General features: G+C 59.6%; 20 protein-coding genes and 3 pseudogenes. 16 read left to right on the forward strand and 7 right to left on the reverse strand.

Features of this window, described 5'->3' with window-relative positions; all coding sequences use genetic code 11:
• Positions 1 to 204 (reverse strand): annotated as a pseudogene (locus F6S12_RS09560) (diguanylate cyclase); the annotation flags it as partial.
• Between the two features lie 185 nt (positions 205 to 389).
• Positions 390 to 1,250 (reverse strand): LysR family transcriptional regulator, encoded by an 861-nt coding sequence (locus F6S12_RS09565; protein ID WP_194237324.1) that lies wholly within the window; start codon positions 1,248 to 1,250, stop codon positions 390 to 392.
• 97 nt (positions 1,251 to 1,347) lie between these two features.
• Here F6S12_RS09565 and F6S12_RS09570 point away from each other — a divergent pair, with 97 nt between their 5' ends.
• The 12 genes from F6S12_RS09570 (at position 1,348) to F6S12_RS09625 (ending at position 17,846) form a co-directional block, all read left to right on the forward strand.
• Complete coding sequence (locus tag F6S12_RS09570) at positions 1,348 to 1,998, forward strand: FMN-dependent NADH-azoreductase (RefSeq protein ID WP_152686072.1); 651 nt, start codon at positions 1,348 to 1,350, stop codon at positions 1,996 to 1,998.
• Positions 1,999 to 2,279: 281 nt separating this feature from the next.
• On the forward strand, positions 2,280 to 3,095 hold the full coding sequence (locus F6S12_RS09575) for an ABC transporter permease (protein ID WP_011060351.1): 816 nt from the start codon (positions 2,280 to 2,282) through the stop codon (positions 3,093 to 3,095).
• On the forward strand, positions 3,085 to 4,359 hold the full coding sequence (locus tag F6S12_RS09580; protein WP_041116990.1) for an ABC transporter ATP-binding protein: 1,275 nt from the start codon (positions 3,085 to 3,087) through the stop codon (positions 4,357 to 4,359). The genes F6S12_RS09575 and F6S12_RS09580 overlap by 11 nt, the downstream gene beginning before the upstream one ends.
• Positions 4,356 to 5,732, forward strand: coding sequence for a polysaccharide pyruvyl transferase family protein (locus F6S12_RS09585; RefSeq protein ID WP_194237326.1), 1,377 nt, complete (start codon positions 4,356 to 4,358; stop codon positions 5,730 to 5,732). The genes F6S12_RS09580 and F6S12_RS09585 overlap by 4 nt, the downstream gene beginning before the upstream one ends.
• Before the next feature lie 5 nt (positions 5,733 to 5,737).
• Positions 5,738 to 6,430: a 2OG-Fe(II) oxygenase family protein gene (locus tag F6S12_RS09590; RefSeq protein ID WP_152686071.1), complete on the forward strand. Its 693-nt coding sequence runs from the start codon at positions 5,738 to 5,740 to the stop codon at positions 6,428 to 6,430.
• Positions 6,423 to 8,612 (forward strand): glycosyltransferase, encoded by a 2,190-nt coding sequence (locus F6S12_RS09595; protein ID WP_152686070.1) that lies wholly within the window; start codon positions 6,423 to 6,425, stop codon positions 8,610 to 8,612. The genes F6S12_RS09590 and F6S12_RS09595 overlap by 8 nt, the downstream gene beginning before the upstream one ends.
• A gap of 29 nt (positions 8,613 to 8,641) precedes the next feature.
• Positions 8,642 to 9,664, forward strand: coding sequence for a class I SAM-dependent methyltransferase (locus tag F6S12_RS09600; RefSeq protein ID WP_228102258.1), 1,023 nt, complete (start codon positions 8,642 to 8,644; stop codon positions 9,662 to 9,664).
• 25 nt (positions 9,665 to 9,689) lie between these two features.
• Entirely contained in the window at positions 9,690 to 11,762 is a 2,073-nt protein-coding gene (locus F6S12_RS09605) for a glycosyltransferase (RefSeq protein ID WP_315868863.1), read from the forward strand.
• On the forward strand, positions 11,759 to 12,862 hold the full coding sequence (locus F6S12_RS09610; RefSeq protein WP_194237328.1) for a hypothetical protein: 1,104 nt from the start codon (positions 11,759 to 11,761) through the stop codon (positions 12,860 to 12,862). Before F6S12_RS09605 ends, F6S12_RS09610 begins: the two co-directional genes overlap by 4 nt.
• A complete protein-coding gene (locus F6S12_RS09615) occupies positions 12,846 to 13,745 on the forward strand; it encodes a glycosyltransferase family 2 protein (protein WP_194237329.1) in 900 nt (299 codons plus the stop codon). Before F6S12_RS09610 ends, F6S12_RS09615 begins: the two co-directional genes overlap by 17 nt.
• 496 nt (positions 13,746 to 14,241) lie before the next feature.
• On the forward strand, positions 14,242 to 14,892 hold the full coding sequence (locus tag F6S12_RS09620; protein WP_125063430.1) for a hypothetical protein: 651 nt from the start codon (positions 14,242 to 14,244) through the stop codon (positions 14,890 to 14,892).
• A 1,922-nt stretch (positions 14,893 to 16,814) separates the two neighbouring features.
• Positions 16,815 to 17,846: a methyltransferase gene (locus F6S12_RS09625; protein ID WP_125063429.1), complete on the forward strand. Its 1,032-nt coding sequence runs from the start codon at positions 16,815 to 16,817 to the stop codon at positions 17,844 to 17,846.
• Positions 17,847 to 18,174: 328 nt separating this feature from the next.
• On the opposite strand, the pseudogene F6S12_RS33775 reads toward F6S12_RS09625, so the two are convergent.
• Together F6S12_RS33775 and F6S12_RS09635 are read right to left on the reverse strand one after the other, a co-directional pair.
• Positions 18,175 to 18,471: pseudogene (locus F6S12_RS33775) on the reverse strand (Presumed portal vertex protein); the annotation flags it as partial.
• Between the two features lie 175 nt (positions 18,472 to 18,646).
• A pseudogene (locus tag F6S12_RS09635) lies at positions 18,647 to 18,807 on the reverse strand (site-specific integrase); the annotation flags it as partial.
• Between the two features lie 103 nt (positions 18,808 to 18,910).
• On the opposite strand from F6S12_RS09635, the gene dusA reads away from it, so the two are divergent.
• Positions 18,911 to 19,921 carry a tRNA dihydrouridine(20/20a) synthase DusA gene (gene dusA, locus F6S12_RS09640; RefSeq protein ID WP_053157178.1) on the forward strand — a complete coding sequence of 337 codons (1,011 nt, stop codon included), beginning with the start codon at positions 18,911 to 18,913 and terminating at the stop codon, positions 19,919 to 19,921.
• A 177-nt stretch (positions 19,922 to 20,098) separates the two neighbouring features.
• A complete protein-coding gene (gene tal, locus F6S12_RS09645; RefSeq protein ID WP_011060293.1) occupies positions 20,099 to 21,025 on the forward strand; it encodes a transaldolase in 927 nt (308 codons plus the stop codon).
• Positions 21,026 to 21,098: 73 nt separating this feature from the next.
• Here the strand turns inward: tal and rssC are convergent, their stop codons facing one another.
• Positions 21,099 to 21,581 carry an anti-sigma factor antagonist RssC gene (gene rssC / locus F6S12_RS09650; protein ID WP_003218919.1) on the reverse strand — a complete coding sequence of 161 codons (483 nt, stop codon included), beginning with the start codon at positions 21,579 to 21,581 and terminating at the stop codon, positions 21,099 to 21,101.
• Entirely contained in the window at positions 21,578 to 22,762 is a 1,185-nt protein-coding gene (gene rssB / locus F6S12_RS09655) for a two-component system response regulator RssB (RefSeq protein ID WP_315868867.1), read from the reverse strand. Before rssB ends, rssC begins: the two co-directional genes overlap by 4 nt.
• A gap of 276 nt (positions 22,763 to 23,038) precedes the next feature.
• Between rssB and F6S12_RS09660 the strand changes: the two genes are divergently transcribed.
• Positions 23,039 to 23,338, forward strand: a complete 300-nt coding sequence (locus F6S12_RS09660; protein WP_011060291.1) for a PilZ domain-containing protein — start codon at positions 23,039 to 23,041, stop codon at positions 23,336 to 23,338.
• A 65-nt stretch (positions 23,339 to 23,403) separates the two neighbouring features.
• Here F6S12_RS09660 and F6S12_RS09665 read toward each other — a convergent pair whose 3' ends face one another.
• The gene (locus tag F6S12_RS09665; RefSeq protein ID WP_011060290.1) at positions 23,404 to 24,090 is read right to left on the reverse strand and encodes a VacJ family lipoprotein; all 687 of its coding nucleotides are present in this window, start codon (positions 24,088 to 24,090) and stop codon (positions 23,404 to 23,406) included.
• Positions 24,091 to 24,294: 204 nt separating this feature from the next.
• On the opposite strand from F6S12_RS09665, the gene F6S12_RS09670 reads away from it, so the two are divergent.
• Positions 24,295 to 24,915 carry an HAD family phosphatase gene (locus F6S12_RS09670; protein ID WP_152686069.1) on the forward strand — a complete coding sequence of 207 codons (621 nt, stop codon included), beginning with the start codon at positions 24,295 to 24,297 and terminating at the stop codon, positions 24,913 to 24,915.
• Positions 24,916 to 25,029 lie beyond the last annotated feature (114 nt).

Raw genomic sequence — 25,029 nt, forward strand, 5'->3', positions numbered from 1 at the left:
CTGGGCGATGGCCCGGGTCAGGTTGGTGGAATTGACTTCCGCCTGCATCAGGTCGTGACGCCAGGACTGTTCCAGTTGCAGGTACAACAGCCCGCACAGGCACAGAAACACGGTTGCGATGAAGGCCACCGCGGCCTTGAGCAGCGGCAAGCGCTTCAGGGTTCCACCAGGGGGATGATGAGGATCGTAGATGGGAACAGGCAAAAGGGTCGTCCTGACGGGAGTGGCCTGGGCTACAGGGCGGGTCCCTGGTTGTTTTCGAGACTGGCTGAACGGCCAGCGCCCTGCACAGTATAGGTTTTCTGGCCGCTGACCCGGGCCGGGAGCTCAGGCAGCAACCTTGAACGGCCCGGCTCCACCCTGGGGTTATCGGCCACCGCGAGCAATGCTTAAAGTGCCGATCGACGGCTCGAGCAATATTCGACAAACACCTCGGAAAGCGCCGCCAGCACAGTCTGGTCCGCTTCGGGCGCGGTGAACAGACGGTACTGCGCATCCGGCAACGGTGGCAAACCGTATTCCTCCCCCAGGGCACACAGCCCTGCCCCCAACTGGCTGGCCGCCATGGGTGCTATGGCGAACCCGGACAGCACGGCGGCGCGCAGGGCCCAATTGCTGCTGCAAAGCATAACCGTGCGCTGGGGAATGCCGGCCTGGGCCAGCCGGCCCAGGGCCGCGGCCCGGTAGGGGCAAGGCTCGGGAAACAGCGCCAGGGGCAAGGGGTCGGGCAAGAGCCCGGCAGGTTGCACCAGCCCGGCCCAGACCAGCGGTTCGGACCAGAGCAGGCGGCCAGGCTCGGCAGTTTCGCACAGCGAGCCCACCACCAATTGCAAATTGCCCTGGGCCAGCAGATCCAGCAGCGTACCGGGAATGCCAACCTGCACATCGAGCCGGATACCTGGGTAGCGCCCGGCAAAGTCCTGCAGCGCACGCAGCAGCCGGGGGTCGGCAAAATCCTCGGACAGGCCCACCCCCACGCGCCCGTGGAACGGCACCCGGGTCAGTTCGGTCCAGGCGTCGCGGTTCAACGCCAGGATCGCCCGGGCATAGGCCATCAACCGCTCGCCATCGGCGGTCAGCTGCTGCGAGCGGGTGGTGCGCTGGAGCAGCGGCTTGCCGACCTGCTGTTCCAGGCGCCGCAGGTGGCCGCTGACCGCGGACTGGGTCAGGTGCAGCTTGAGGGCCGCACGGCTGAACCCTTGTTCATCGACAACAGCAACAAAGGTGCGCAATAGCAGGGTATCGAACATATTTCAGAATGAAATCAATAAGACTTGAATAGACAATTTATATTTAAAAACAAGCTATGTTGCAATGACGGTCATCCCAACCCCAAGAGATTCGTCCATGACCCGGCTCCTGCACATTCAATGCTCGCCCCGCCTGCGCCGCTCCGCCTCCCTGGAAATCGCCCACGGCTTCATCCAGAGCTACAGACAGCAACGGCCGGACACCGAGGTCACCACCCTGGACCTGTGGAGCCTCGATTTGCCGGAACTCGATCAGACGGCCATGGACGCCAAATATGCGCGACTGGCCGGCCAGCCCCTGGGCAATGCCGAACAGCGGGCCTGGGCCCGGCTCCAGGCGCTGGCAGAGCCGCTGCACCAGGCCGACCTGTTGGTGTTTTCCATACCCCTGTGGAACTTCAGCATTCCCTACAAGCTCAAGCACTTCATCGACCTGGTTTCCCACCAGGGCATCCTCTTCAGCTTCGACCCCGAGAACGGCCTGCAAGGCCTGCTGCGCAACAAGACGGCGGTGGCGGCCTACGCCCGGGGCCTGGACTTTTCTTCCCGCTCCAGCACACCAGCGCCGGCATTCGATTTCCAGAAGCCCTATATAGAGGCCTGGCTGAATTTCATCGGGATTGCCAACCAGCACTCGCTGATCGTGGAAAAGACCATCCTCGGCCCGGACATCGACCAGGCCTCGCGACAGGCGGCCGCCGAGCAGGCACAGGCCCTGGCGCGGCAACTGGCGGTCCGCCAGTACTGAACCATACCCGGGCCGGCGCCGTGCATGTCCCTGCCCGCCAGCCCCACCCCGCTCTTTACCGCCGAGCCCAGGCACCCGCAGCGGGTAATACCCTCGCGGTTGTTTTGCCACTCATCCGACTGCCCCCGCCGCTGATCAAAAAAGCTGTAACGGCACCTTCACTCCATGCATTTCGGGTCTATAAACAATTCACAAAATCGTTTGCTTCGAATCACCACCCGTTCACCCATGCCCTTGTCGAGCATGGGGTGGTGCTGGAAGCTGGCCCCAAGGAGCGGGAGTTGACCGGAAGTACCACGCTGCAGCGTTTCACCTTCAGGCCCTGGCGTCATCGCGAACTGCTGCGGGCACTGATCGAACGCGAAGTAATAGGCCGCTACCGCGGCTCGATTGCCGGCCTGCTCTGGTCCTTTCTCAACCCCTTGCTCATGTTGCTGGTGTACACCTTCGTGTTCAGCGTGGTGTTCAAGGTGCGCTGGGGAACCGACAACGACTCGAACACCCAGTTCGCCCTGCTGGTGTTCACCGGGATGATGGTCTTCAACCTGTTCTCCGAATGCCTCACCCGAGCCCCCGGGCTGATCCTGAGCCACGTCAACTATGTGAAGAAGGTGGTGTTCCCCCTGGACATGCTGCCCTGCGTGATGCTCGGGGCGGTGCTGTTCCACACGCTGGTGAGCTTTGCCGTCTGGCTGCTGTTCCACCTCCTGGCCTTCGGCCTGCCGCCGCCCACCGCTCTGCTGTTTCCCCTGGTGCTGCTGCCCCTGGTGCTGTTCACCCTCGGGCTGTCCTGGGTCCTCGCCTCCCTGGGGGTCTACCTGCGGGATGTTGGCCAGGTCATCGGTGTACTGATGTCGGCCCTGCTGCTGATGTCGGCGGTGTTCTATCCGCTGAGCGCCCTGCCTGAGGCCTACCGGCACTGGCTCTACCTGAACCCCTTGACCCTGGTGATCGAGTCCTCCCGCGACGTGCTGATCTGGGGCGTGGTGCCCGATCTCGGCCTGTGGCTGATAGAGCTGAGCGTCGCGCTCGGCGTGGCCTTCCTGGGATGGGCGTGGTTCGAAAAAACCCGCCCGGGGTTCGCCGATGTGCTCTGAACTGGCGATCAAGGCCCAGGGCCTGGGCAAGTGCTACCCGATCTACGACCAGCCCCGCGACCGCCTGCTGCAACTGCTGCTGCCCCGCGGCAAGCAGCGCTATCGCGAATTCTGGGCCTTGAAGGACGTTGCGCTGGAAGTGCGCAAGGGCGAAACCCTGGGCATCATCGGCCGCAACGGCAGCGGCAAGTCGACCTTGCTGCAACTGATCTGCCGCACCAGCACCGCCTCCACGGGCAGCGTGACCAGCCATGGGCGGATCGCCGCCCTGCTGGAGCTGGGCTCGGGGTTCAATCCCGAGTTCAGCGGCCGCGAGAACGTCTACCTCAACGGTGCGGTATTGGGCCTCAAACGCGCGGAGATCGAGGCGCGTTTCGACGAAATCACCGCCTTCGCCAACATCGGCGAATTCATCGACCAGCCCACCAGGACCTATTCCAGCGGCATGCTGGTGCGCCTGGCCTTTGCTGTTTCGGTGTGCGTGGAGCCGGATATCCTGATCGTCGACGAAGCCCTGGCCGTCGGCGATGCTTCCTTCCAGTTCAAGTGCCTGGAACGCCTGGAGCGCCTGACCCGACAAGGCACGACCCTGCTGTTCGTGTCCCATGACATGAGCATGGTCAAGCGTTTCTGCAACCGTGCCCTCTACCTGCGCGACGGCGAAATCCGCGCCAGCGGTGCACCGGAGGCGATGGCCGAGCTGTACCTGCTGGACATGCGTGACGAACAGCGCCGCTGGGCCAGCGCGGGCGCCGTCCAGGTCAGCGCCAAGACACCGCTCAACCCGAAGCACGGCATGGCCTTCGGCACCCCTGAAGGGCGGATCACCTCAGCCGTGTTCAGCAATACCGGGGCGCTGTACTCAAGCTTTGCCCACGGCGACATGATCGAAATCGCCATCGATGCCCAGGTCAGCGACGCCATTGCCCGCCCCAATATCAGCCTGACCATCCAGGAAGCCCGGCTGCTGGTGGTCAGCGGGGTCAACGTCGCCCTGCAATGCGGCGAGTCCCGGCAAGGCTGGCGCAGCGCCTCGGTGTGCCTGCGATTCGCCGCCAACCTGGCGGCCGGGCGCTACCACATCACGCTCAAGCTGATGAATGGCGAAACGGAAGAAACCTCCCACCTGATTGAAAAGCAGGTGGCCATCCTGGCGTTCGACACCTTGCCGGGCAACAAGCACTTCCTGGGAATCGTCGACTTGCACATCGAACCTGTCACCCGCCCATCGCAGCAGCCCCAGGCAGTCGAGGAGCGTTCATGAGCGACAAGCAATGGCAAGTCGCGATCTTCGGTACCTTCGATGTAGCCAACTACGGCGACCTGCTGTTCCCCCTCATTGCCGAAGCAGCATTGCAGGCGCGCCTGGGCAAGGTGCGCCTGCACGCGTTCTCCTATCACTCGCGCAGCACGCCGCAATGGCCCTACCCCGTCACCTCGGTCAGTGAACTACCCCAGCTCATCGATAGCCTGGACGCAGTGCTGATCGGCGGCGGCTTCATCATTCGCTTCGACAAGGTCATCGCTGCCGACTACTACCCGCCCGACCCGCAGATCCACCACCCCACCGGGTACTGGCTGTCGCCTGCGCTGATGGCCCTGCAACACAATGTGCCGCTGATCTGGAACGCCCCCGGCATGCACTGCAACCCGATTCCATCCTGGGCGGCCCCGCTGGTCAGGCTGACCCTGGAGCAAAGCCCCCACGTCAGGGTGCGCGATGCCCTGTCTGCAAACACCCTGTCCGCGCTGAGCGAGCAGGCCCAGGTCGAGGTACTGCCGGATACCGCCTTTGGCCTGCCCAGCCTGATCGACCGGCAGCAACCCTCGGCGGCCTATCGCCAACTCTGTGCCCAGGCCGGCCTGACCGGGCCCTATCTGGTGGTGCATGCGATTGCCGGCCTGGAGAGCTTTCTCCAGCTATGGAAAACCCACAACGCGCTGTTCAGCCAGTGGCAGTTGCTGCTGTTGCCCATCGGCCCGGTGCTCGGGGACCATGAGTCGATTCTCGGGGCCGACCTGCCACGGGCCGTGCGCCTGCCGGCCTGGCCAGAGCCACTGCTACTGGCGGAGATCCTGGCCCAGGCCCAGGGCGTCATCGGCCACAGCTATCACCTGGCGATCACCGCCCTGGCCTTCGGCGTACCGGCCTTCTGTTCGGCCAACCTGAACCAGGGCAAGTACACCGCCTTGCGCGCATACCGCGGGATCCGCCCCCTGCCCGCCGAACAGCCCATCGATCCCCAATGGTTCCTGCAACACCTGAGCGAAACGGGGCCCTGCCCCGAGGTGATCGCCGCGCAAGAACAAGTGCAGCGCCATTGGGACCGGGTAGCCGAACTGATCGCCCAGGGCCCGCGCCCCACCAGCCAGGCGCTGAACCGCTTCTGGCAAGCCCTGCCCGGCCTGCTGGAGGCCCCCCTCCCGGACTGTCGCGAGGCAATCCTGAGCAAACAGGCCGAACTGGATGCGCTGAAAATCCAGGTACAGCAGTTGACGCTACTACGCCGCCACCAAACGGAACTCACCAGTCGGGTCGATGCCGAGCTGGGTCGAATCCATCGCTCCAACTCCTATCGCCTCACCGCGCCGTTACGCTCCCTGCGGCGCCGCCTGCAACATTTATTGGGAAGATGAATACGATGCTGAATCTGCCAATGCTGACCAGAGCCCCCTTGCACACTCAGCCCTTTCGCTGGGGGCGGATCACCGAACTGTATTCGCCCGCGGACGCCGCGGCCCTGGTAGCGACCTATCCCCGTGACTCCTTCAAGACGGTGTCCGGCTATGGCGGAGAAAAGGACTACGAGTACCAGGCGCGGCAACTGGTGGAAATGGGCACCGGGCGCATTATCCACGAGCACCACCTGAGCCCGGCCTGGCGCAGGCTGGCCAGCGAGTTGACCGCACCGGACTATCGCCTGGCGCTGTCGACGCTCACCGACATGGACCTCAGAAACGCTCCCATGGAGGTCAATGTCTTCCACTACGGGCCGCAGGCCTGCCTCGGCCCGCACCCGGACCTGGGCGACAAGCTGGTGACCCATATCCTGTACTTCAACGATTCCTGGAACATCGAGGACGGTGGCTGCCTGAATATCCTGGGCTCTGCCGACCCCACGGATGTGGTCGCGGTGATCCCGCCCCTGGTGGGCACATCGGCAGTACTGGTACGCGCCGAGAACTCCTGGCATGCGGTGACGCAGGTGGTAGCCAATTGCCGGACATCACGGCGCAGCATGACCGTGACCTTCTACCGGCCCGGCTCCCTCAGCTCAATGTGGCCCAGTGGCGACCAGAGCCCACTGCACAACTATGAGCCCGCTCATGACTAAGTCCCACTCGCAGGAGCAGGAGTCGACCCGGCTGCGGCTCGAGCACGCACAGGCCATCCTTCAGCGCAATGCCGCCCTGGCGCATATCGAACATATGCGGCGCTCGCGTTCCTGGCGCCTGACCCGCCCCCTGCGCATGCTGATGCAACTGCTGCGGCACGGGGTGATCAACGACGAGAGCGAGTACCCGACTCACCTGCCCTCTCTCGTCCAGCCTCTGCCAGCTTCCACCCCCTTGGAGCCCGATATCGTGGAGGACTCAGCACCCGGCTCTGCTGGTCAGTATTTTGACCTGCTGTGCTTTGCCAATATCGACTGGTCCGCCAGGTTCCAGCGACCACAGCAACTGATGACGCAGTTCGCTATCCAGGGTTATCGGGTGTTCTACATAATCCTTTCGCCGCTACCCGCGGCAGAACGGCCCTATACGGCGCACCCAGTCGCTCCCGGGGTCTTCGAAGTCACCCTGCGCGGGCATGCACGACAGGACTATTACGCCACCTGCATCACCGAAGGCAACCTGCGCGCCAATGCCGAGGCGTTGCAGGCCCTGGTGAGCGACTACCGGATCAAGACGGCGGTGTCGGTGGTTCACCTGCCCTATTGGACGCGCCTGGCCCTGCACCTGCGCAAGGCATACGGCTGGCCCGTGCAATACGACTGCATGGACGAATGGCAGGACTTCCCGAACATCGGTCAGCCCTTGCTGGACCAGGAACAGGTACTGGTGAAGCAGGCTGATCTGGTAACCGTCACCGCCTCCGTGCTGTACGACAAATGGGCCAGTACCAGCCGTCGCTGCCAGTTGGTTAGAAACGGGGTGGACTTCGACTTCTTTGCCCGATGCTGTACACCCAATACTCTGCTGGAGGAGCTTCAAGGCCCGATCATCGGCTTCTATGGTGCCCTGGCCGAATGGGTCGATTTTGAGCTGGTGGCGGCCATTGCCCGGCAACGACCAGAGTGGAATCTGGTGCTCATTGGCGATGTGTTCGTCCGTGACCTGGCCGGCCTCGACCGCCTGCCCAATGTGCACCTGCTGGGCCGCAAGCCTTACTCGCAGATGCCGCAATACCTGTACCACTTCGATGTCTGCATCATTCCTTTTCGCCTCTACAACGTGACCCACGCGGTGGATCCGGTGAAGTTCTACGAGTTCATCAGCGCCGGCAAACCCGTGGTCGCAGTGCCGCTGCTGGAGATGCAGATCTACGAGCCTTACCTGTATTTCGCCGACGGGCCGTCTGCCTTTGTCACGCAGATCGAAAGAGCCCTCGGGGAAACCGATCTGCAGCGCTGGAACCAACGGCTGGCACTGGCCAGGGAAAACGATTGGCGGCAACGCTTCGAAGACACGCGCGATGCGCTGGTCGAACTGTTTCCGAAGGTCTCGGTAATCATCGTCACCTACAACAATGTGCAGCTGACCCGCGGCTGCATCGACAGCCTGCTGCGCAATTGCGCCTACCCGAACCTGCAACTGATCATCGTCGACAACGCCTCGCGGGATTCCACCCGCAACTACCTGCGCTACCTGGCCCGCAGCGAACCCAATGTGAGCATCGTGCTCAACGAACAGAACCTGGGTTTCGCCGCCGCCAACAACCAGGGCCTGCGCCTTGCGCAGGGCCACTACCTGGTCCTGCTCAACAACGACACCGTGGTGCCCAGGGGCTGGCTCGCGCCCCTGCTGCGCCACCTCGACGACCCGGAGGTGGGGTTGGTGGGGCCGACCACCAATGCGGTGGGCAACGAGGCCCGGGTCAGCATCGACTACCAGGACCTCGACGACATGGAGGACTTCGCCGACCGGCGCGCCAGCCAGTACCGCGGGCGCTGCTTCGACATCCCGATGCTGGCTATGTTTTGCGTAGCGATGCGCCGCGAAGTGCTGGATCAGGTGGGCTGGCTGGATGAAGCCTTTGGCATCGGCATGTTCGAAGACGACGACTACAGCCGGCGAGTCCAGGCCGCCGGCTTGCGCACCGTATGCGCCGAGGACAGCTACATCCACCACTACGGCCAGGCCTCGTTCAAGGCCCTTATCGCCAGCGGCGAATACCAGCGGTTATGGGACAAGAACCAGGCCTACTTCGAAAGCAAGTGGGGGCCCTGGCAACCCCATCGTCAAGCACGCCGCAGAGCGAACGCCTACGCCACGGGAATGAAGCTCACCGACTGAATCTGCAGCCCGATACACCCACAAGGAAGATGCCGAACGTGCTGAAAAAAATAATTCAACAGCTCAGTGGTCGGGCAGTCGCAGCCCATGTTCCCCCGGACGACATGAGCGAGGAGCAGCGCAAGGCGCAGACCGCCGAGCACTGGTCACAGAACCAGGCCGGCTCGGATGCGTTTTCTGCGGATGTCTACTGGCTGGCAGTGCCTGCGGTGCAACAACGCCATCAGCAAAAGGCCACGGCCGGCAGCGGTCATGCTCACTGGGTACCCTATTGCCTGAACACCTTTCTGGCGGGCCGGTTACCGGTGCCGCGTATGCTGAGCATCGGCTGCGGCACCGGTACCCTGGAACGCGAGCTCTACAAACTCCAGGCCTTCCAGGACTGCGACGCCGTGGATATCGCCCCGGCGGCGCTGGACACCGCCCGGGCAGAAGCGGCGGCGCTGGGGACCCGGACCCTGCACTACAGCCTCACCGACGTCGAGCGGGTGCAACTGCCCAGCGCTCATTACGACGCCGTCTGGTTCAACGGTTCACTGCATCACATTCGCCAATTGGAAAAGGTCTGCGCCAATGTCCGCCAGGCCTTGAAGGCGGACGGCTGGCTGTTCTTCAACGAGTATGTCGGCGCCAATCACTTTGCCTTTGACCAGGCCCAGTGCGCAGCCATCAGCCATGCCTTCGCCCTGATTCCCCCGGCCATGCGCCGCTCTTTCGTCCAGGGTTCCTACGGTCAGGTGCAGAACAACGTACCGCTCCCTGATCCACAAGAGGTGGTGAAGGTTGATCCGTCCGAGGCGGTGCGCTCCCAGGACATCCTCAAGGTGGTGGAACAGCACTTCCAGATCCAGGCCCTCAACACCTGCGGCGGCACCCTGCTGCAATTTCTGCTGCATGGCATCGCCGGCAATTTCAAGGCCGATGATCCCCAGGCGATGCGGGTGCTGCGGATGCTGTTCGACATCGAAGACGGGCTGATCGAGTCGGGCACCCTGAACAGCGATTTCGTGATCGTTGCCGCGACCCCGAAACAGTCGGAGTCCGTGCTTTGACTCGCTCAGTATCCGGAACGCGGCAATGAGCACCGCCCTGTTCCAGCGCTGGCGTCGCCTCTATCACCGCCTGCCGCTGCCTTACCTGCTGAAAGCCTTGCTCCAGCGCCTGTATCACGGCGCGCTGGGACCTGGCTGGCGGGCCCTGCGTCGGCATCAGCGGGCCGCCAAGAGTTTCGTACCCGCTTGTAGCGTGCTACCGGCGGCCGACCCGCAATGGCCGGATTACGTGGTCTGGGGTGCCATCGACTGGGATTTCCGCCAGCAGCGTCCCCAGCACCTGGCCCGCGGCTTGAGCACCAGCGGACGCCGGGTTTTCTATGTCTCGGCCAGCCTGGAGGACGACGCTCGCGACGGTTTTACCTTGCGCCCGCTGGATGACCGAGGGCGGCTGTTCGAAGTGCGGCTGTTTGCACGCGCAGCCCCGCTCCTCTACCACGCTGCCCCGCAAGAGGCCGTGGTCCAGCAGTTGCGTCGCAGCATCGGCGAGTTATTGAGCTGGGCCCATTCGAGCCAGGTGATCTCCCTGGTCCAGCACCCGTTCTGGGCCCCCGTGGCCGGGGCGCTGCCGGCCAGCCGCCTGGTCTATGACTGCATGGACGACCATCAGGGCTTCGGCAACAACGCCCCGGACCTGCTGCAACTGGAGCATGAGCTGCTGCGCGAGGCCGATATCACGCTGTTTGCCTCGGCGTGGCTGGAACGCCACTGGAGTCGGCACTGCCCGCCTGCAAGCACCGGGCAACGCGCCGTATTGCGCAATGCCGCCGACTTCACCTATTTTTCCAAGCCCCCGGCCCAGTGTTATCAAGACCCGCAAGGCCGTCCCGTGATCGGCTACTACGGCGCGCTCGCCCAGTGGTTTGATGTGGATCTGCTGGCCGCTATCGCCGAAGCCTTCAGGCACTGCACGATCCTGCTGATAGGCGCAGATACCGGGCGGGTTGGTGCGCGCCTGCAGCGCCATGCCAACGTCAGGCTGGCCGGTGAAATCCCCTACGCACAGCTGTCCGCCTACCTGCAGGCCTTCGATGTCTGCATCCTGCCGTTTCGCATCGAGGCACTGACCCTGGCCACCAACCCGGTCAAGGTCTACGAATACCTGAGTGCCGGCAAGCCGGTGGTGGCGGTGGATCTGCCCGAGCTGCAGGAGTTCGGCCAGCAGGTATCCATTGCCAGGGATACCCCCTCCTTTATCGAAGCCATCGCCCAGGCGTTGCAGGAACCTGCCTGCGACAGCACTTCCCGCCAGCGCCAGGAATTCGCCGCACAACAGACTTGGGAGCACCGGGTAGAACAGTTGAAGGCCCTGGTGGAAGGCGAGCAAACCGGGCCCCTGATCAGCGTGATAGTAGTGACCTACAACAACCTGGCATTTACCCGCGCCTGCCTGGCCAGCCTGGCCGCCGATGCTCTGGGCCGCAATCTGGAGATCATTGTCGTCGACAATGCCTCCACCGACGGCAGCGTCGAGTTCCTTCGGCAGTGGGCCAGCGACAGCGCTCACTCGCTCATCCTCAACCCCGGCAACCTGGGTTTCTCCGCGGCCAACAATCAGGGCCTGGCCCGGGCTCGGGGCGAGTTCCTAGTCTTGCTCAACAACGACACCGAGGTCACCACTGGCTGGGCGCAGACCCTGCGCCGCCACCTGCAACGCAACCCGGGGCTCGGCCTGATCGGGCCGGTAACCAACAACATCGGCAACGAAGCGAAGATCGAGATCAGCTACCGCAGCCTCGAGGAGATGCCTGGCCGCGCTCGCCGGTACACCTGGCGCCATGTCGGCCAGGTGGTGCCCTGCGCCACCCTCGGTTTCTTCGCGGTCATGATGCCCAGGTCGACCTATGAGCGCGTCGGGCCCCTGGATGAAGCCTTCGGTCTGGGCTTTTTCGAAGACGACGACTATTGCCGCCGAGTCGAACAAGCAGGGCTGTCCTGCGCCTTTGCCGAAGACGTGTTCATTCATCACCATCTTTCTGCCTCGTTCAGCCAGATGCCCGGCAGCCAGCGCCAACAACTGTTTGAGCGCAACAAGGCCCTGTACGAGGCGAAATGGGGCCGACCCTGGACTCCCCACACCGCCAGGGAGCCATCATGAGGCTGGTCTATCTGTCACCGGTCAGCTGGCACAGCTTCGCGCAACGCCCCCATGAACTGGTGCGCCAGTTCCATGCGGCCACCCAGGCCCCCGTGCTGTGGGTCGAACCCTATCCCACGCGCTTGCCGGTACTGGCCGACTTGCTAACCCGCCCGCCATACCAGGGCCCGACCGTCCCCGTGCCGGACTGGCTGACCCTGGCCAGGCCCCGGGCCCTGCCCATAGAGCCCCTGCCCGGCTCGGGCTGGGTCAATCGCCTGTTCTGGCAGGAGCTCAAGCAACAGATCCGCCATTTTGCCCAGGCACCGACCCAGCTCGGCATCGGCAAACCCTCGAGGCTGGCCCTGCAACTGCTGCAGGAACCGATCTTCGCCGGCAGTTTCTATGACGTCATGGACAACGTACCGGCGTTCTATCGCGGCTGGTCGCGCCGTGCCATGCACCGGCGCCAGCACCAGACCGCCCGGGCTGTGGTCACCGCCCTGGCCTCTTGCACGACTTTGCAGCGCTACTGGCAACGGCAACAGGTCGATACCCGGCTGCTGCTCAATGGTTGCGCCAGCGAACGCCTGCCCGCCCTGCCCCTGTCCCGGCGCGCAGCACATGGAACACGCCCGGTGTTCGGCTACATCGGCACCCTCGCCAAGTGGTTCGACTGGGAATTCGTGCTTGCCCTGGCCGTGGCCTTTCCCGGGGCCGAGGTACGCCTGATCGGCCCCCAGCACGGACCTTCGCCCAGGGCACTGCCGGACAATATCCGGTGCTTGCCGGCGCTGTCCCACGAGGCCGCGCTGCAAGCCATGGCCGAGTTCGATGTCGGCCTGATCCCGTTCAAGTGCAACGACATCACCCGCTACGTCGACCCGATCAAATACTACGAGTACCGGGCCCTGGGCTTGCCAGTGGTCAGCACCGCATTCGGCGAAATGGGCACCAGGCGCCACCTTCCGGGAGTGTTTCTCAGCGACAGCCTCGACGACATCTCCCGAGTGATCCACCAGGCGCTGACGTTTACCGAGCCCCTGGCGGAGACCCTGAAGTTCCGCGAAGCCAACTCCTGGGCAAAACGCTTCGAGGGGGCCCATGCCGCGTTCCTGTGATGTGGTGGTGGTCAACTACAACGCCGGCCTTCTGCTGGAGGACTGCGTGATCTCGGTGCTGGCCCAGGACATCAACCGGCTGGTGCTGGTGGACAATGCCTCCCATGACGGCAGCCTGGAACAGGTTGCCACCCGGTTCGCCGCCGATGAACGCCTGCTCATCCTGCGCAACCCAAGCAACACCGGCTTCGCCGCGGCCTGCAACCTAGGCGCCAGTCACTGCGAGCAGCCACACATCCTGTTCCTCAACCCCGACACCGTATTGCAACCGGGCGCCTTGCAAGGAATGATCGACGCCCTGCGCCACACCCACGATCTGGGCATGGCAGGTGGCCTGTTGTGCAACTTCGACGGCAGCGAACAGCCCGGTGGACGTCGGGTCTTCCCCACTCCACGGCGGGCAATAGTACGCGCCCTCAACCTGTCGGGCCTGGCCTGGCTCTCGCCGCGACTGTTCTCCGACTTTCTTCTGCACCGCGAGCCCCTGCCCAGCCGTCCGACGCAGGTAGAAGCCATTTCCGGCGCCTGCATGCTGGTCAAGCGCGAAGCCCTGGACAGCGTCGGCGGCTGGGACGAAGGCTACTTCCTGCACTGCGAGGACCTGGACCTGTGCATGCGCTTTCGCCAGGAAGGCTGGAAAGTCTGCTTCGTACCCCAGGCCAGGATCTTTCACGCCTGGGGCGCCTGCAGCCGCACCCGCCCGGTGTTCGTCGAATGGCACAAGCACCGGGGCATGATCCGCTTCTATGGCAAGTTTTTTCGTGAGGACTATCCCCGGGTCCTCTCCTGGAGCATCTGCGCGGGTGTCTGGCTACGATTCAGTTTCGTGGTGGGCTACCACTGGCTGGCGCAGCTGGGACGGATACTCGGACAACCTCGCTAGTCCGGCAATGGCTCAGAGCACAACGTCGGCGTGGTACTTCCTGATAAACTGCGCCAATTCGTCACCCCGACAACCGCCATGACCACAGGCGGTTGCCCCGCAAAGCGACAAACATCCCATGCCCTTTACCGCTTCAAGCCCTTCCCGTTCAGAACCTTCCCGGCGCTTTTCCGTGGCACCAATAATGGATTGGACCGTTTATTTCTAAGGCTCTTATTTTGAAAGACCTAGAAAGAATCCGCACGCCTCACGTACCACTTTCTTACCACTGCACGTAAATCTAATTAGGTTACACGCTGCTGGCACTTCTGTTTACTGCTATTCCCCCTCCACATCTCATGGCAAAATACCTTCACTAAGCAATATACGTACCGAGCTTAAACTACGGACGCCAAAGTAATAACTCTCTAAATCAGAGGAAGAACTCCCCCCAGGTAAATTTATGCCCTTTCACATCAGGCAAAACTGGCATTCACAACAAGGAGCGTGTTTTATCATGAAGTGGTTTTTACTCACAGCAGGTGCTCTATTACTGACCGGCTGCAGCTATGAAAAGACTAATTTACGCAACGATACCGAAGCGGCTAAGTACGACCCCACTAACAGTGCTCGTATCCGTATCTTCTCCGCACCGGAAAAACCGGCCTCCTACATCCCCGGAAAAACCTGCGAAGCCTATTACAACCATCCCGAAAATGGTCGCTTGCAGGGAAGTATCGCTACACGTCACCATGATCCAAAACAGCGCTACATCCTTTGGCGCGACTCCGATGTGCTAGGAATGAAGATTGAAGACTACCAGAACCGCGTAATTGGCATACCCACCACCGCACATACAGAAGCCGTTAAATTCGACAGACTGGGCTACGACGAATTTGTAATTCCCGCAAACCAGCCAGTGTTGATCGACATTAACTACAAAACCGATAACGGCCACTGTTATCCCCCCACCATTCAGTTCGTCCCAAAGGCCGGGAAGGATTACGAGGCGAGTCTCGAATTTAGCAAGCAGAGCGCCTTGTCCTCCAAGTGCGCCATCAACCTAGTCAAACTCAGCGGTACGGGCGTCCTAAAAGAAACACAGGCCGTCTCAACCAGTTACTGCGGTAACGATGGCCATGGGCGTTACTTCACCGTCACTCCCTGAGCCCCCTCCGCCAGGTTCAGCTGCTATGGCACTTGAACCTGTCGCCTACTTTGCTCCAATCCCGACACCATCCGCACACAGCAACATCTTATGTTCAGTGGATGAGTGCGCCTCAATGAAGGTGATGAAGGTTGGAGTGCGAGACTCCGTATGCGACTTCAGTGCATGTAACACTAAAGTTCCACCCATAGCTTCATGTTATCCAATCAGAAAAAGTTTAGGACGGTTAGTTTTTCACTAACACCGCTGAAAGCCTTGTAATGCACGGCTTTCAGGTCACTGATAAAAATTAACTGCTGGCAAGTTAATTTTAAATCTTATAAAATTCTTTAAATTTAATATTTGACAAAAAAACCACCTTCAATCTAGCTTTAACTACCCTCCTGAAAGTTAGGTCTCAAGCCCAGTCCCTCCCCCTTTTTCAATGGCCTCATAAAAAACTAATCCTTTTCCCGAAGCTCTTCTCAGACTCGGCTGGCTATACTCCTATCAGCAAACGCTAAAACGCTCCTACTTTCGCGGGGTTCCCCAGGCTTCTCCCACCTCAGAGTAACTCAAAAGCCCGCAGGCCGGTTCCGACTTAACTGGGTTGCAGGGGGCAGAAAAAGAGATCCTTTTGACCCACAGGCAGGCGGTGCGCGCCAGGAGGTGAAGCACGCCGATCTCTACGGTGAAACAAATCACGGCTCCGAATACGCCATGTAGCACGTCAGCATCAACAATCATTATTTCGATCTCTTCGGGGCTCCAAGATCGAGCAACTGATTATCAGCACTCGCTTCTGACTCCCTGAAATAATGGGCATTCGCACGCCCGGATAATCGGAATGAACAGATCATTGAGGCCCCTCACCATAGTGACATTGCCGTCATAGTCTTCGGTTAATTCGGTGTTGCGATCCTTACATTTGTATGGCCGGCCTTTACGAGCAAGTTCCATACTGACTTCGAGCGCAACTTATCAGCAATTACAGCAGTGGCCAGAACGAATAGGTTGGAGTTGTCCCGACTAGCTGCTGACCGACGCCAGTGGCTTGCAGACAGACCTGACCTAGTAGACGTTAGCCTTGATCAGGCCCTGCTGCCGCCCCTGACACTAAGGATCTCTATTTTCTTAAAAGTTGGATCTGCGGCCGCATAGATACGGAGCTCGCTTACTTCATTGCCCAGCCCACCTGCAAGTCAATTGTGTAGAGCGTAACCTATGATTCATAGGGGACGCCAATAATAACGATAACGTTTTTGATATCACTGAAGTTAGTCAACTTCCACCCCAAGGGGCTGCATGGGGCGAAACAGACAAATAGACTCCTTCCAGCAAGTGCAGTGGCAGACTCAACGCTATTAGTCGTTTTGGCACTCTCGCTATACATGGCGCACATCTGGCCCAACCTCCGTAACATTCGCTCTATCGTGCTGTATGCGACCAACAATTCTTCATTCAGGAATGGCTATTAAACCTTGCGCACCTTGTAAATCTGAACATCCTCTTCTCGCTCCTGCTGAATACATCGATTTAACGCCTCGTCCCGGTGGAAGCATGGGAGCACTCATCCAGAAACATCTGAGGTGCTCGTCGTATTAACGATTCGGCTATAAGCAAGCAAATCGCTGCCTAACCCAGCTCCTGCCTGTCTTGGTGCACAGCACCCCAGGCTTCGGAGTAACTCCTTGTAGCTTTCAAGGGAGCTCCACCCTCTCATGAGTTAGAGCCTTAGGGACAGCCGGAAAGGGTTAGTCAAGCGATATGTTATTTAATATGCGCAGGTCATGTGGTTTTTTTGAAAAATCCCGTAGTATGCCGGCCACACTTGCCTTGCAAGCTGTCTGGATCGGCAGATATCATGCCCATTCCAGAGGAATGATTCTGCTGTTCCATAGTTTTTATTTTCGATGACAACCCGGAAGTCAGGAGACAGCCTAATGGCAAAATCCGTGCTAAACGAGCTGAATTGCTTTGAGTTGATTCAGGCATCCTATGCCGCACATGCGTTGTATTTTTTGACAAAAATCGAGATTTTCGAATTTTTAATTGCCGGCCCAAAAACTCTCGACGAATTGAATCAACTTAGCAAAGCCAAATCGGACATTCTCAATGACCTGCTGTTGCTTGCCACGAAGCTCAAGTTCATCCGTAAAAAGGATGAAAAATATTTAATAGCCAGAAAAGGGTTACAACTCACGAAAGCTTCAAAATCATGGTTCAGGCCTTATCTGCTAGTATGGGGAGCGCAGTTAGCCCCAGCAACCATTAAACTTGAAGAGCACTTTCTGACGGGTGACAATGCATTCAAACTAGCTCATAAAGATACAATATGGGATTACTACAACAAAAACCCCGAAGCCAGCAAGGTCTTTGTGGAGTTCATGCACGGCGTGACTAATCAATCGCTTATACCGGACATTGTCGAAGAGTTGATTATTGGAGACGCAAAAAGCCTAGTTGATGTAGCGGGCGGCACGGGTAGCCTTGCATGCGCGCTGGCGTCAAAATACGAAAAATTATCGTGTATTATCTGCGATCAGCCATCAAATAAAATCAATGCCGATCGACACATTCAGTCGCTCGAATTAGAAAACTGCCAATTCATTGGAACCAATATTTTCGGCGCGATTCCACCCGGACATGATGTTTATACTATCAAGCACGTATTGCATGACTGGGACAACTCCAACGTCATTCAGATATTGACTTCCATTGCAAAGGCGATGCGTCTTGACTCTCGCCTGGTAATTATTGAAGGACTGCTGGATCGAGAGTTTTCCGACTCGTTCGACAACCCCGAATTCATTCATACACGAAACTTTGAACAACGAGTATGGACGCCCGGGCAAGTAAGAAGCACCAAAGATTTTCAATCACTATGTTCTCAAGCGGGCCTGCGTATTGAAAGCATCCTTCCCTCGCGCGGGTTCGATATGAATTATATCGAGTGCCTTCGCAGTCCGAACTAAAACTTATATGCTCTGAGCAATTGAATTATCAACTGCTCAGAGTTACTCACATCATTAGCCTGCTTTTCGACTTCTCTCGAGACCACTGCGCTTGCCGTACAGCTTTCTGAATCTCCAGCTCAAATTTTAAGATCACTCTAGGAAAGCCTGCTAACTTAAGCCGCCTTATAGAGAGCTACAGAGAAAAATATAAAATCGTAAGCTAAGTATTCGGAGTGATTCAGCGTCGGGCTGATGTGATGCAGTAACTCATCACCTCATTTACTACGCGGGCCCACCTATAACAGCTCAGGCTCGTTCACTACCTAAATTACAGCACCTCCCCCCACGACTCAAAACCACTCAGCTGCACGATGCCCATTAACTGCGGTGCGATACTCAAGGCCTCAAGCAAGTCATCACAACTGATGCTCTTGATCGAGCTGAACTCGTACCTAGCCGCCACCTCGCTGACAGGCATCAGCTGGATAACGTCTTTCTTCTTGGAGGGCGCATAGACAAATAGGTTGCGGAAGTTGCCAGAGCCTTTCGAGCTCTTCAGCACAGCGTCAAACTACTTGATACGCTCTTGCCCCTGGACCGCTTCGGTCATATAGAGGATGAAACCAGCGTGACAACCGTTGTCTTATTACTTACGGCTGAATAGTTTGTTCAGGATTAGGGTACGGGCCTGCATGCTACTCCCCCAATTGCAGATACACACTGGCCCCAGTGATGTTGGCCAAACCATCCATAGATATCGGCACTTCGTAGCATCTGCCATTGAGCCAACACTTCAGATGGTCGAAGATCCTGCGGCCATCCAGTTCCAGCTCGCACTTACGCCCCCAGGCCTGTGGGCCTGTTTTCGGGCGAAGGTCTGGCTCTCTTGGTAAACTTGCACTCCGTCGCGCTTGATGCGGATCTGAGCCGTGTAGCTCACGCTCCCATCTGCCAGTTTTCTTGCCCTGATAGTCGCCATATGGAAAGTGGTACGCGTCAGTTTTTGGGTGGTACATCGTACCACCGAGCCTTTAAAAACGCCTGAAAACGCCCCAAAACACGCCTTAAACACGTAGAGCAAAATGGTCCAGAATTCAGCTACAGCCCCAGTAAACTCAAGCCCTACGCTGTCCCGGCGGTTTAGCGTTGCACCGATGATGGATTGGACGGACCGTCACTGCCGATTCTTCCTGCGCCTACTGTCCAAACACACCTTGCTCTACACCGAAATGGTCACCACGGGTGCACTGCTCAATGGTGATCACGAGCGCTTCCTGCGCTACCACCCGTCCGAGCACCCTCTGGCGTTGCAACTGGGGGGCAGCACGCCGGCGGATCTCGCGGCGTGCGCGCGCATGGCCCAGGAGCATGGCTACGATGAGGTCAACCTCAACGTCGGTTGCCCCAGCGACCGGGTGCAGAACAACATGATCGGTGCCTGCCTGATGGGCCATCCGGCGCTGGTGGCCGATTGCGTGAAAGCCATGCGCGATGCGGTGTCGATTCCCGTGACGGTCAAGCATCGGATCGGTATCAACGGGCGCGATAGTTATGCCGAGCTATGCGATTTCGTCGGCCAGGTCATGGAAGCCGGGTGCAGCAGCTTTACCGTGCACGCACGAATCGCCATTCTCGAAGGCCTCTCGCCCAAGGAGAACCGGGACATTCCCCCGCTGCGCTACGACGTGGCGGCGCAATTGAAGGCGGATTTCCCACAGCTGGAAATCATCCTCAACGGTGGGATCAAGACCCTCGAGGCCTGTCATGAACATCTGCAGACTTTCGATGGGGTGATGCTGGGCCGTGAGGCCTATCACAACCCCTATCTGCTGGCCGAGGTAGACCAGCAGCTGTTTGGCAGCACTGAGCCGGTGATTTCCCGGGCCGAGGCGCTGGCCCGGTTGCGCCCCTATATTGCCGAGCACCTGGCTGCCGGTGGCGCCATGCACCACATCACGCGCCATGTCCTAGGGCTGGGCACGGGCTTCCCCGGTGCTCGCAAGTTCCGCCAGCTGTTGTCGGTGGATATCCACAAGACCCAGGATCCGCTGGCCCTGCTGGATCAGGCCGGACAGTTGCTGGAAGGACGTTAAGCGTCGGCCGGGTTGAACCTGGCCGGGCTTTTGGCATCGTATCTACTGGACAGTGCCCCAGCATTCAAACGACTGTTTTCAGGTCACGGACTTTGGGGCCGTAGTTAGCATTCCGCGCCCTTGAGCGCCTGACAGCGCTCGGGTAATGTCGTCAGACCCATAGGACAGAGCACGCTCATGACTTCCAAGCTGGAACAACTGAAGAAAATCACCACCGTAGTGGCCGATACCGGTGACTTCGACGCCATCGCCCGGGTCAAGCCGGTGGATGCCACCACCAACCCTTCGCTGCTGCTCAAGGCTGCGGCCATCCCGGGTTATGCCGATCTGCTGAATGCCTGCGTCAACGACTGCAAAGGCGATGTCGGCCTGGCCAGCGACCGTTTCGGCGTGGCTGTCGGCCAGGAGATTCTCAAGGTCATTCCGGGCCGTATTTCCACTGAGGTGGACGCCCGCCTGTCGTTCGATACCGAAGCCATGCTCAAGCGCGCCCATCGGCTGATCGAGCTGTATGACAAGGCCGGCATCGGCCGTGATCGGGTGCTGATCAAGATCGCCTCTACCTGGGAAGGCATCCGCGCCGCCGAAAAGCTGGAGCGCGAAGGCATCCAAACCAACCTCACCCTGCTGTTTTCCTTTGCCCAGGCCGTGGCCTGTGCCGAAGCCGGGGTGTTTCTGATTTCTCCATTCGTAGGGCGGATCTACGACTGGTACAAGAAGGCTACCGGCAACGACTATCAGGGCGCTGACGATCCGGGCGTGCAGTCGGTTACCCGCATCTACAACTACTACAAGGCCAATGACTACAAGACCGTGGTCATGGGGGCAAGCTTCCGCAACCTCAACCAGATCGAGCAACTGGCAGGCTGCGATCGCCTGACCATCAGCCCGGACCTGATTGAGAAGCTGGCCGCCGACACCGGCAAGCTGGAACGCAAGCTGAGCCCGGGCAAGACTGGTGAAGCTCGCCAGAGCCTGAACGAAGCGCAGTTCCGCTGGGCCTCCAACGAAGACGCCATGGCCACCGAAAAGCTGGCTGAAGGCATCCGCCAGTTCGCCCGCGACCAGGAAAAGCTCGAAGCCCTGCTGGCTGCAAAGCTCTGATCGCTTCGCGTCAACGCAAAAAGGGCGAACCCTCACAGGTTCGCCCTTTTTTGTGCGCTAGCGTTTCAGTCGATCAGTGACGCTCCAGGGCATTCACCAGATCGTGAAAGGCTTCACGGTTGGAGTCATTAAGGCCCATGAGGATCTTGTGCGCCTCCAGGACCTTGACCCGTACCACTTCTTCCGACTGGTCCTGGGACGGCAGGTCGGTCAGGCATTCCGGACAGGGAATCGGGCGATCGACAATGTTGAACACCTGATCGAAGCCCATGGACTGCAACAGCCTGGTAATGTCTTCGTGGGTGGTGACGACGGTGGGCAACAGACCGACTTTCTGCCGAGACAGGATCGAGAGCTTGGCCAGCAGGCCCAGGGTGGTGCTGTCGATGCTGCGGGTTTCTGTCAGATCGATCACGATCGCCGAAAAATTCAGCGCGGTGAAAATCCGCTCAATAGTCGCATCCAGCGCCGAACACAGGGTCAGGCGCACTTCACCGACGAACTTCAGGACGAAGGTGCCATCCTGCTCGGCGAACTGGATTCTACCGGTACTCATTGAAGGTTCCTGCTCAACACTAACAGGGCGATATCATCCGGCATCTCCCCTAGCGTGGCCAATCCAAAAACTTGCCGCAAGCCATCCAGGCTGCCGCCCGCTGCCCTCACCCGTTCGGGCAAGGCTGCTTCTTTCTCTTTGAGTGTAGGCTCGGGCAAAAGGTCCAGGATGCCATCGGACATCAGCGTCAGGCTGAACACCGGCGGCAGCTCCAGAATGTGGTCTTCGTAGGTGGCCTCGTTGAACAGGCCCACCGGCAAACCACGCCCTTCCAGATAACGCACACTGTCGGGGGTGTACAACACCGGCAACGGCAAGTGCCCGCCAATGCTATAGGTCAACAAGCCAGTCTCCTCGTCGATGACTCCACCGACCATCGTGACGTGTTTGCCCAGCTTACAACTGATCAGGCCACGGTTGATATGGCCTAGCACTTCCGAAGGCTTGAACTCCGGCAAGGTGCCATTGCGCTTGGACTCGAACAGCAAACGGGTGGTCATGAACTTCAACAGCACGGTGACAAAGGCCGACGACGCACCATGACCGGAAACATCCGCCAGGTAGAAGGCCACCCGGCGCTCGTCGACACGGAAATAGTCGACAAAATCACCCGACAGGTACAACGACGGGATGATCTGGTGGGCAAAGTTGAATTCGTCAATCGACCAGGGGCTGGTCGGCAGCATGTTCATCTGCACCTGTCGACCGGCGTTCTGATCTTCCTGGAGCAGATTGAGGCTGGCTTCGAGCTCGCGGTTGGCGGCTTCAAGCTTCTCTCTGTAACGCTGGTTTTCCAGCAACAGGCGAGCACGATCCAGGGCGCGGCGCACCGAGTGCTCGAGCACGGCCAGATCTTCCAGCGGCTTGATCAGGTAGTCCGCCGCGCCCAGGCGCAGGGCTTCAACCGCATCGTTCATGACGCCCGCACCCGAAACTACGATCACCGGGGTTTGCGGGGACAGTTCGGTCACTCGACGGATAAGCTCGAGACCGCCCATCTGCGGCATGCGCAGATCGCAGATCACCAGATCGGGGTTGTCGCGCTCGAATACCTGAAGACCCTGCTGGCCGTTAGCGGCCTGCAGTACGCTGAAGCCACTGTCTTCCAAATAGGCCGCGAGGCTCGCGCGCACTACTTCGTCGTCATCGATTATCAGCAGCGTGGCACTGGTTTTTTGCATGTGGGCAAACGGCGCCAGAATTAGGTTGGCGTAGGTGCTCTGGCCTGGGGCTTGAGGCACGCTACTGGATTCGCTTTCTAGCCACTCTGCAAGCCCGGCCAGGACCTTGAGCCCTGCACGCCCGACCATCAGAGGTGCCCTTCTAAGGCGCAGACGGTACTCCCATCCGCGGGGCGTTTCAAGCTCATGCCGATGGTCGCCTGACGTCTTTACACCGCAAATCACCGGGAGTTATAAAAACCGCTAAAACCGCAACTCAATCGCAGGATGGAACCCATGAACCAAAACCAGCGTGACTACAGCGAAAAGCGCGATTACATCCGCATGCGGGTGGATGCAGAGGTCACGCTGATCCATCAGGGGCAGGTGATCGAAGCGGTCTGCATCGATCTTTCCAGCAGCGGCATGCAGGTGCAGGCACCACGTTCGTTCCAGGTCGGCGATCAGTTGAGTGTACGTATCGACTCAGAGCACGCAGCCCTCAGGGGGCTGGAAGCAGAGACGGAAGTGGTATGGGTCAACCCACAAGAAGGTGGTGGCCAGAAACTTGGACTTACAATCCTTAAAATGAAGTAAAGATTCCAACCCATGAAAAAGGCGGCCATCAGGCCGCCTTTTCAGTTTGTGCAGGACAGTCGAGCCTAGAAGTCGTCTTCGACCTTGCCGTCCTTGATCTTGAATTCGCGATTCTGCAGGTAGGCATTGCGAATGAAGGTGTATTTGTCACCGCGAATCAGCTTGTCCGCCGAGAGCAGGCTGGCACGGGTATCGACGACATCCACACCCATGGTGATGTTGCGCGCGGGGATGTCATTCATGTAGCGGTAGGGTTCGGTGTAGCTGTCGACATACTTGGCCGGCGCATCACGCAGGGTGCTTGGCCCCAGCAACGGCAGCATCACGTAGGGACCGCTGCCCACGCCCCAATGACCGAGGGTCTGGCCGAAGTCTTCGTCATTGCGCTGCAGGCCCATCTTGGTACCGACATCAAAAAAGCCCGCCAGGCCCAGGGTGGTGTTCATCAACAGTCGCGCAGTGTCGACACCGGCAGCACCAGGTTTGGCCTGGAGGATGTCATTGGCGAGGTTGCCGACATCACCGATGTTGCGAAACATGTTGTGGATGCCATCTTCCAGAAACTGCGGAGTGACGGCCTGATAGCCTTGCGCCAGAGGCTTCAGGGCATAAGTATCCAGCGTATCGTTGAAGGTGAAGATGGGACGGTTGATGCTTTCCCATGGATCATCTTCGGCCGCCTGGGCAACCAGGGGAGCCAGCGTCACACCGGCACTCATACATAGTGGAACTAGATAACGGCTCCAGCGCATAGCAGGAAACTCCTTCGATTGTTCTCTCGTGGGGCTATGCCCTGAGGATAAGTTCAGGAGTATAAAGCGGATATGCCGGTTTAGGCAGCATCACCGCAAACCGTCTTCAGCCGGGGTTCAGCCAACCTTGCTGCCATTCACCGTACTGTCACCTGCATGTCATGTTCTGCCGCTAGCCTCCAAGGGTATTTCAAGGACGCTGACATGCCCCACGCCGACGCCTCAGTGCAACCCGCACGCCCGTTGACTGCCGTACTCTTCGGCCTCAGTGGCTGCCTGGTGGATTTCGGCGCGCGGATGCGCCAGCAAGCCACGGACAAACCTGATCCGGAGCAAGCCCAAGCCACACCTAGCGCACTGGAAACGCTGCGGCGCCTGCATCAGCAAGGCATCCCCTGCGCCTGGCTGGAGCAACTGCTCCCCGCCAGTAGCCGCCAATTGGCTGCCATCCTGCCGGACTGGATCAAGCCGACACCTCACTCCCCCGCCCCCTGGCCCGCACCCGATGCCTGCTGGCAGGCGCTGATGGCGCTCAATGTCAAAGGCATCGACGGTTGTGTCCTGGTCAGCGGCGAACCCCTACTGCTGCAGTCGGGCCTCAATGCCGGCCTCTGGACCATCGGCCTGGCCTCTTGCGGCTCCCTGTGCGGCATGACCCCCAGCGAATGGCAGGCCCTGAGCCAGCAGGAACGGGAATTCAAGCGTGGCAAGGCCACGGTGCAGCTCTTCGGCCTGGGGGTGCATTCGGTCATCGACCATCTGGGGGAGTTGAACACCTGCCTGGCGGACATCGAACTGCGCCGGCTCAAGGGTGAAAAACCCTGACATAAGCCTGTTGATCAGGATCATGCACAGCGCCTGGGAGTGGATTACTCTAAGCCGTGGGCATGGACCTTTGACTCGACAGCGCGGTCCATCCCTGTGCCTATCAATAAAGGG

Origin of the sequence: Pseudomonas sp. JV245A (assembly GCF_032424515.1) — a bacterium.
In the GTDB taxonomy this organism is placed as follows: domain Bacteria; phylum Pseudomonadota; class Gammaproteobacteria; order Pseudomonadales; family Pseudomonadaceae; genus Aquipseudomonas; species Aquipseudomonas protegens.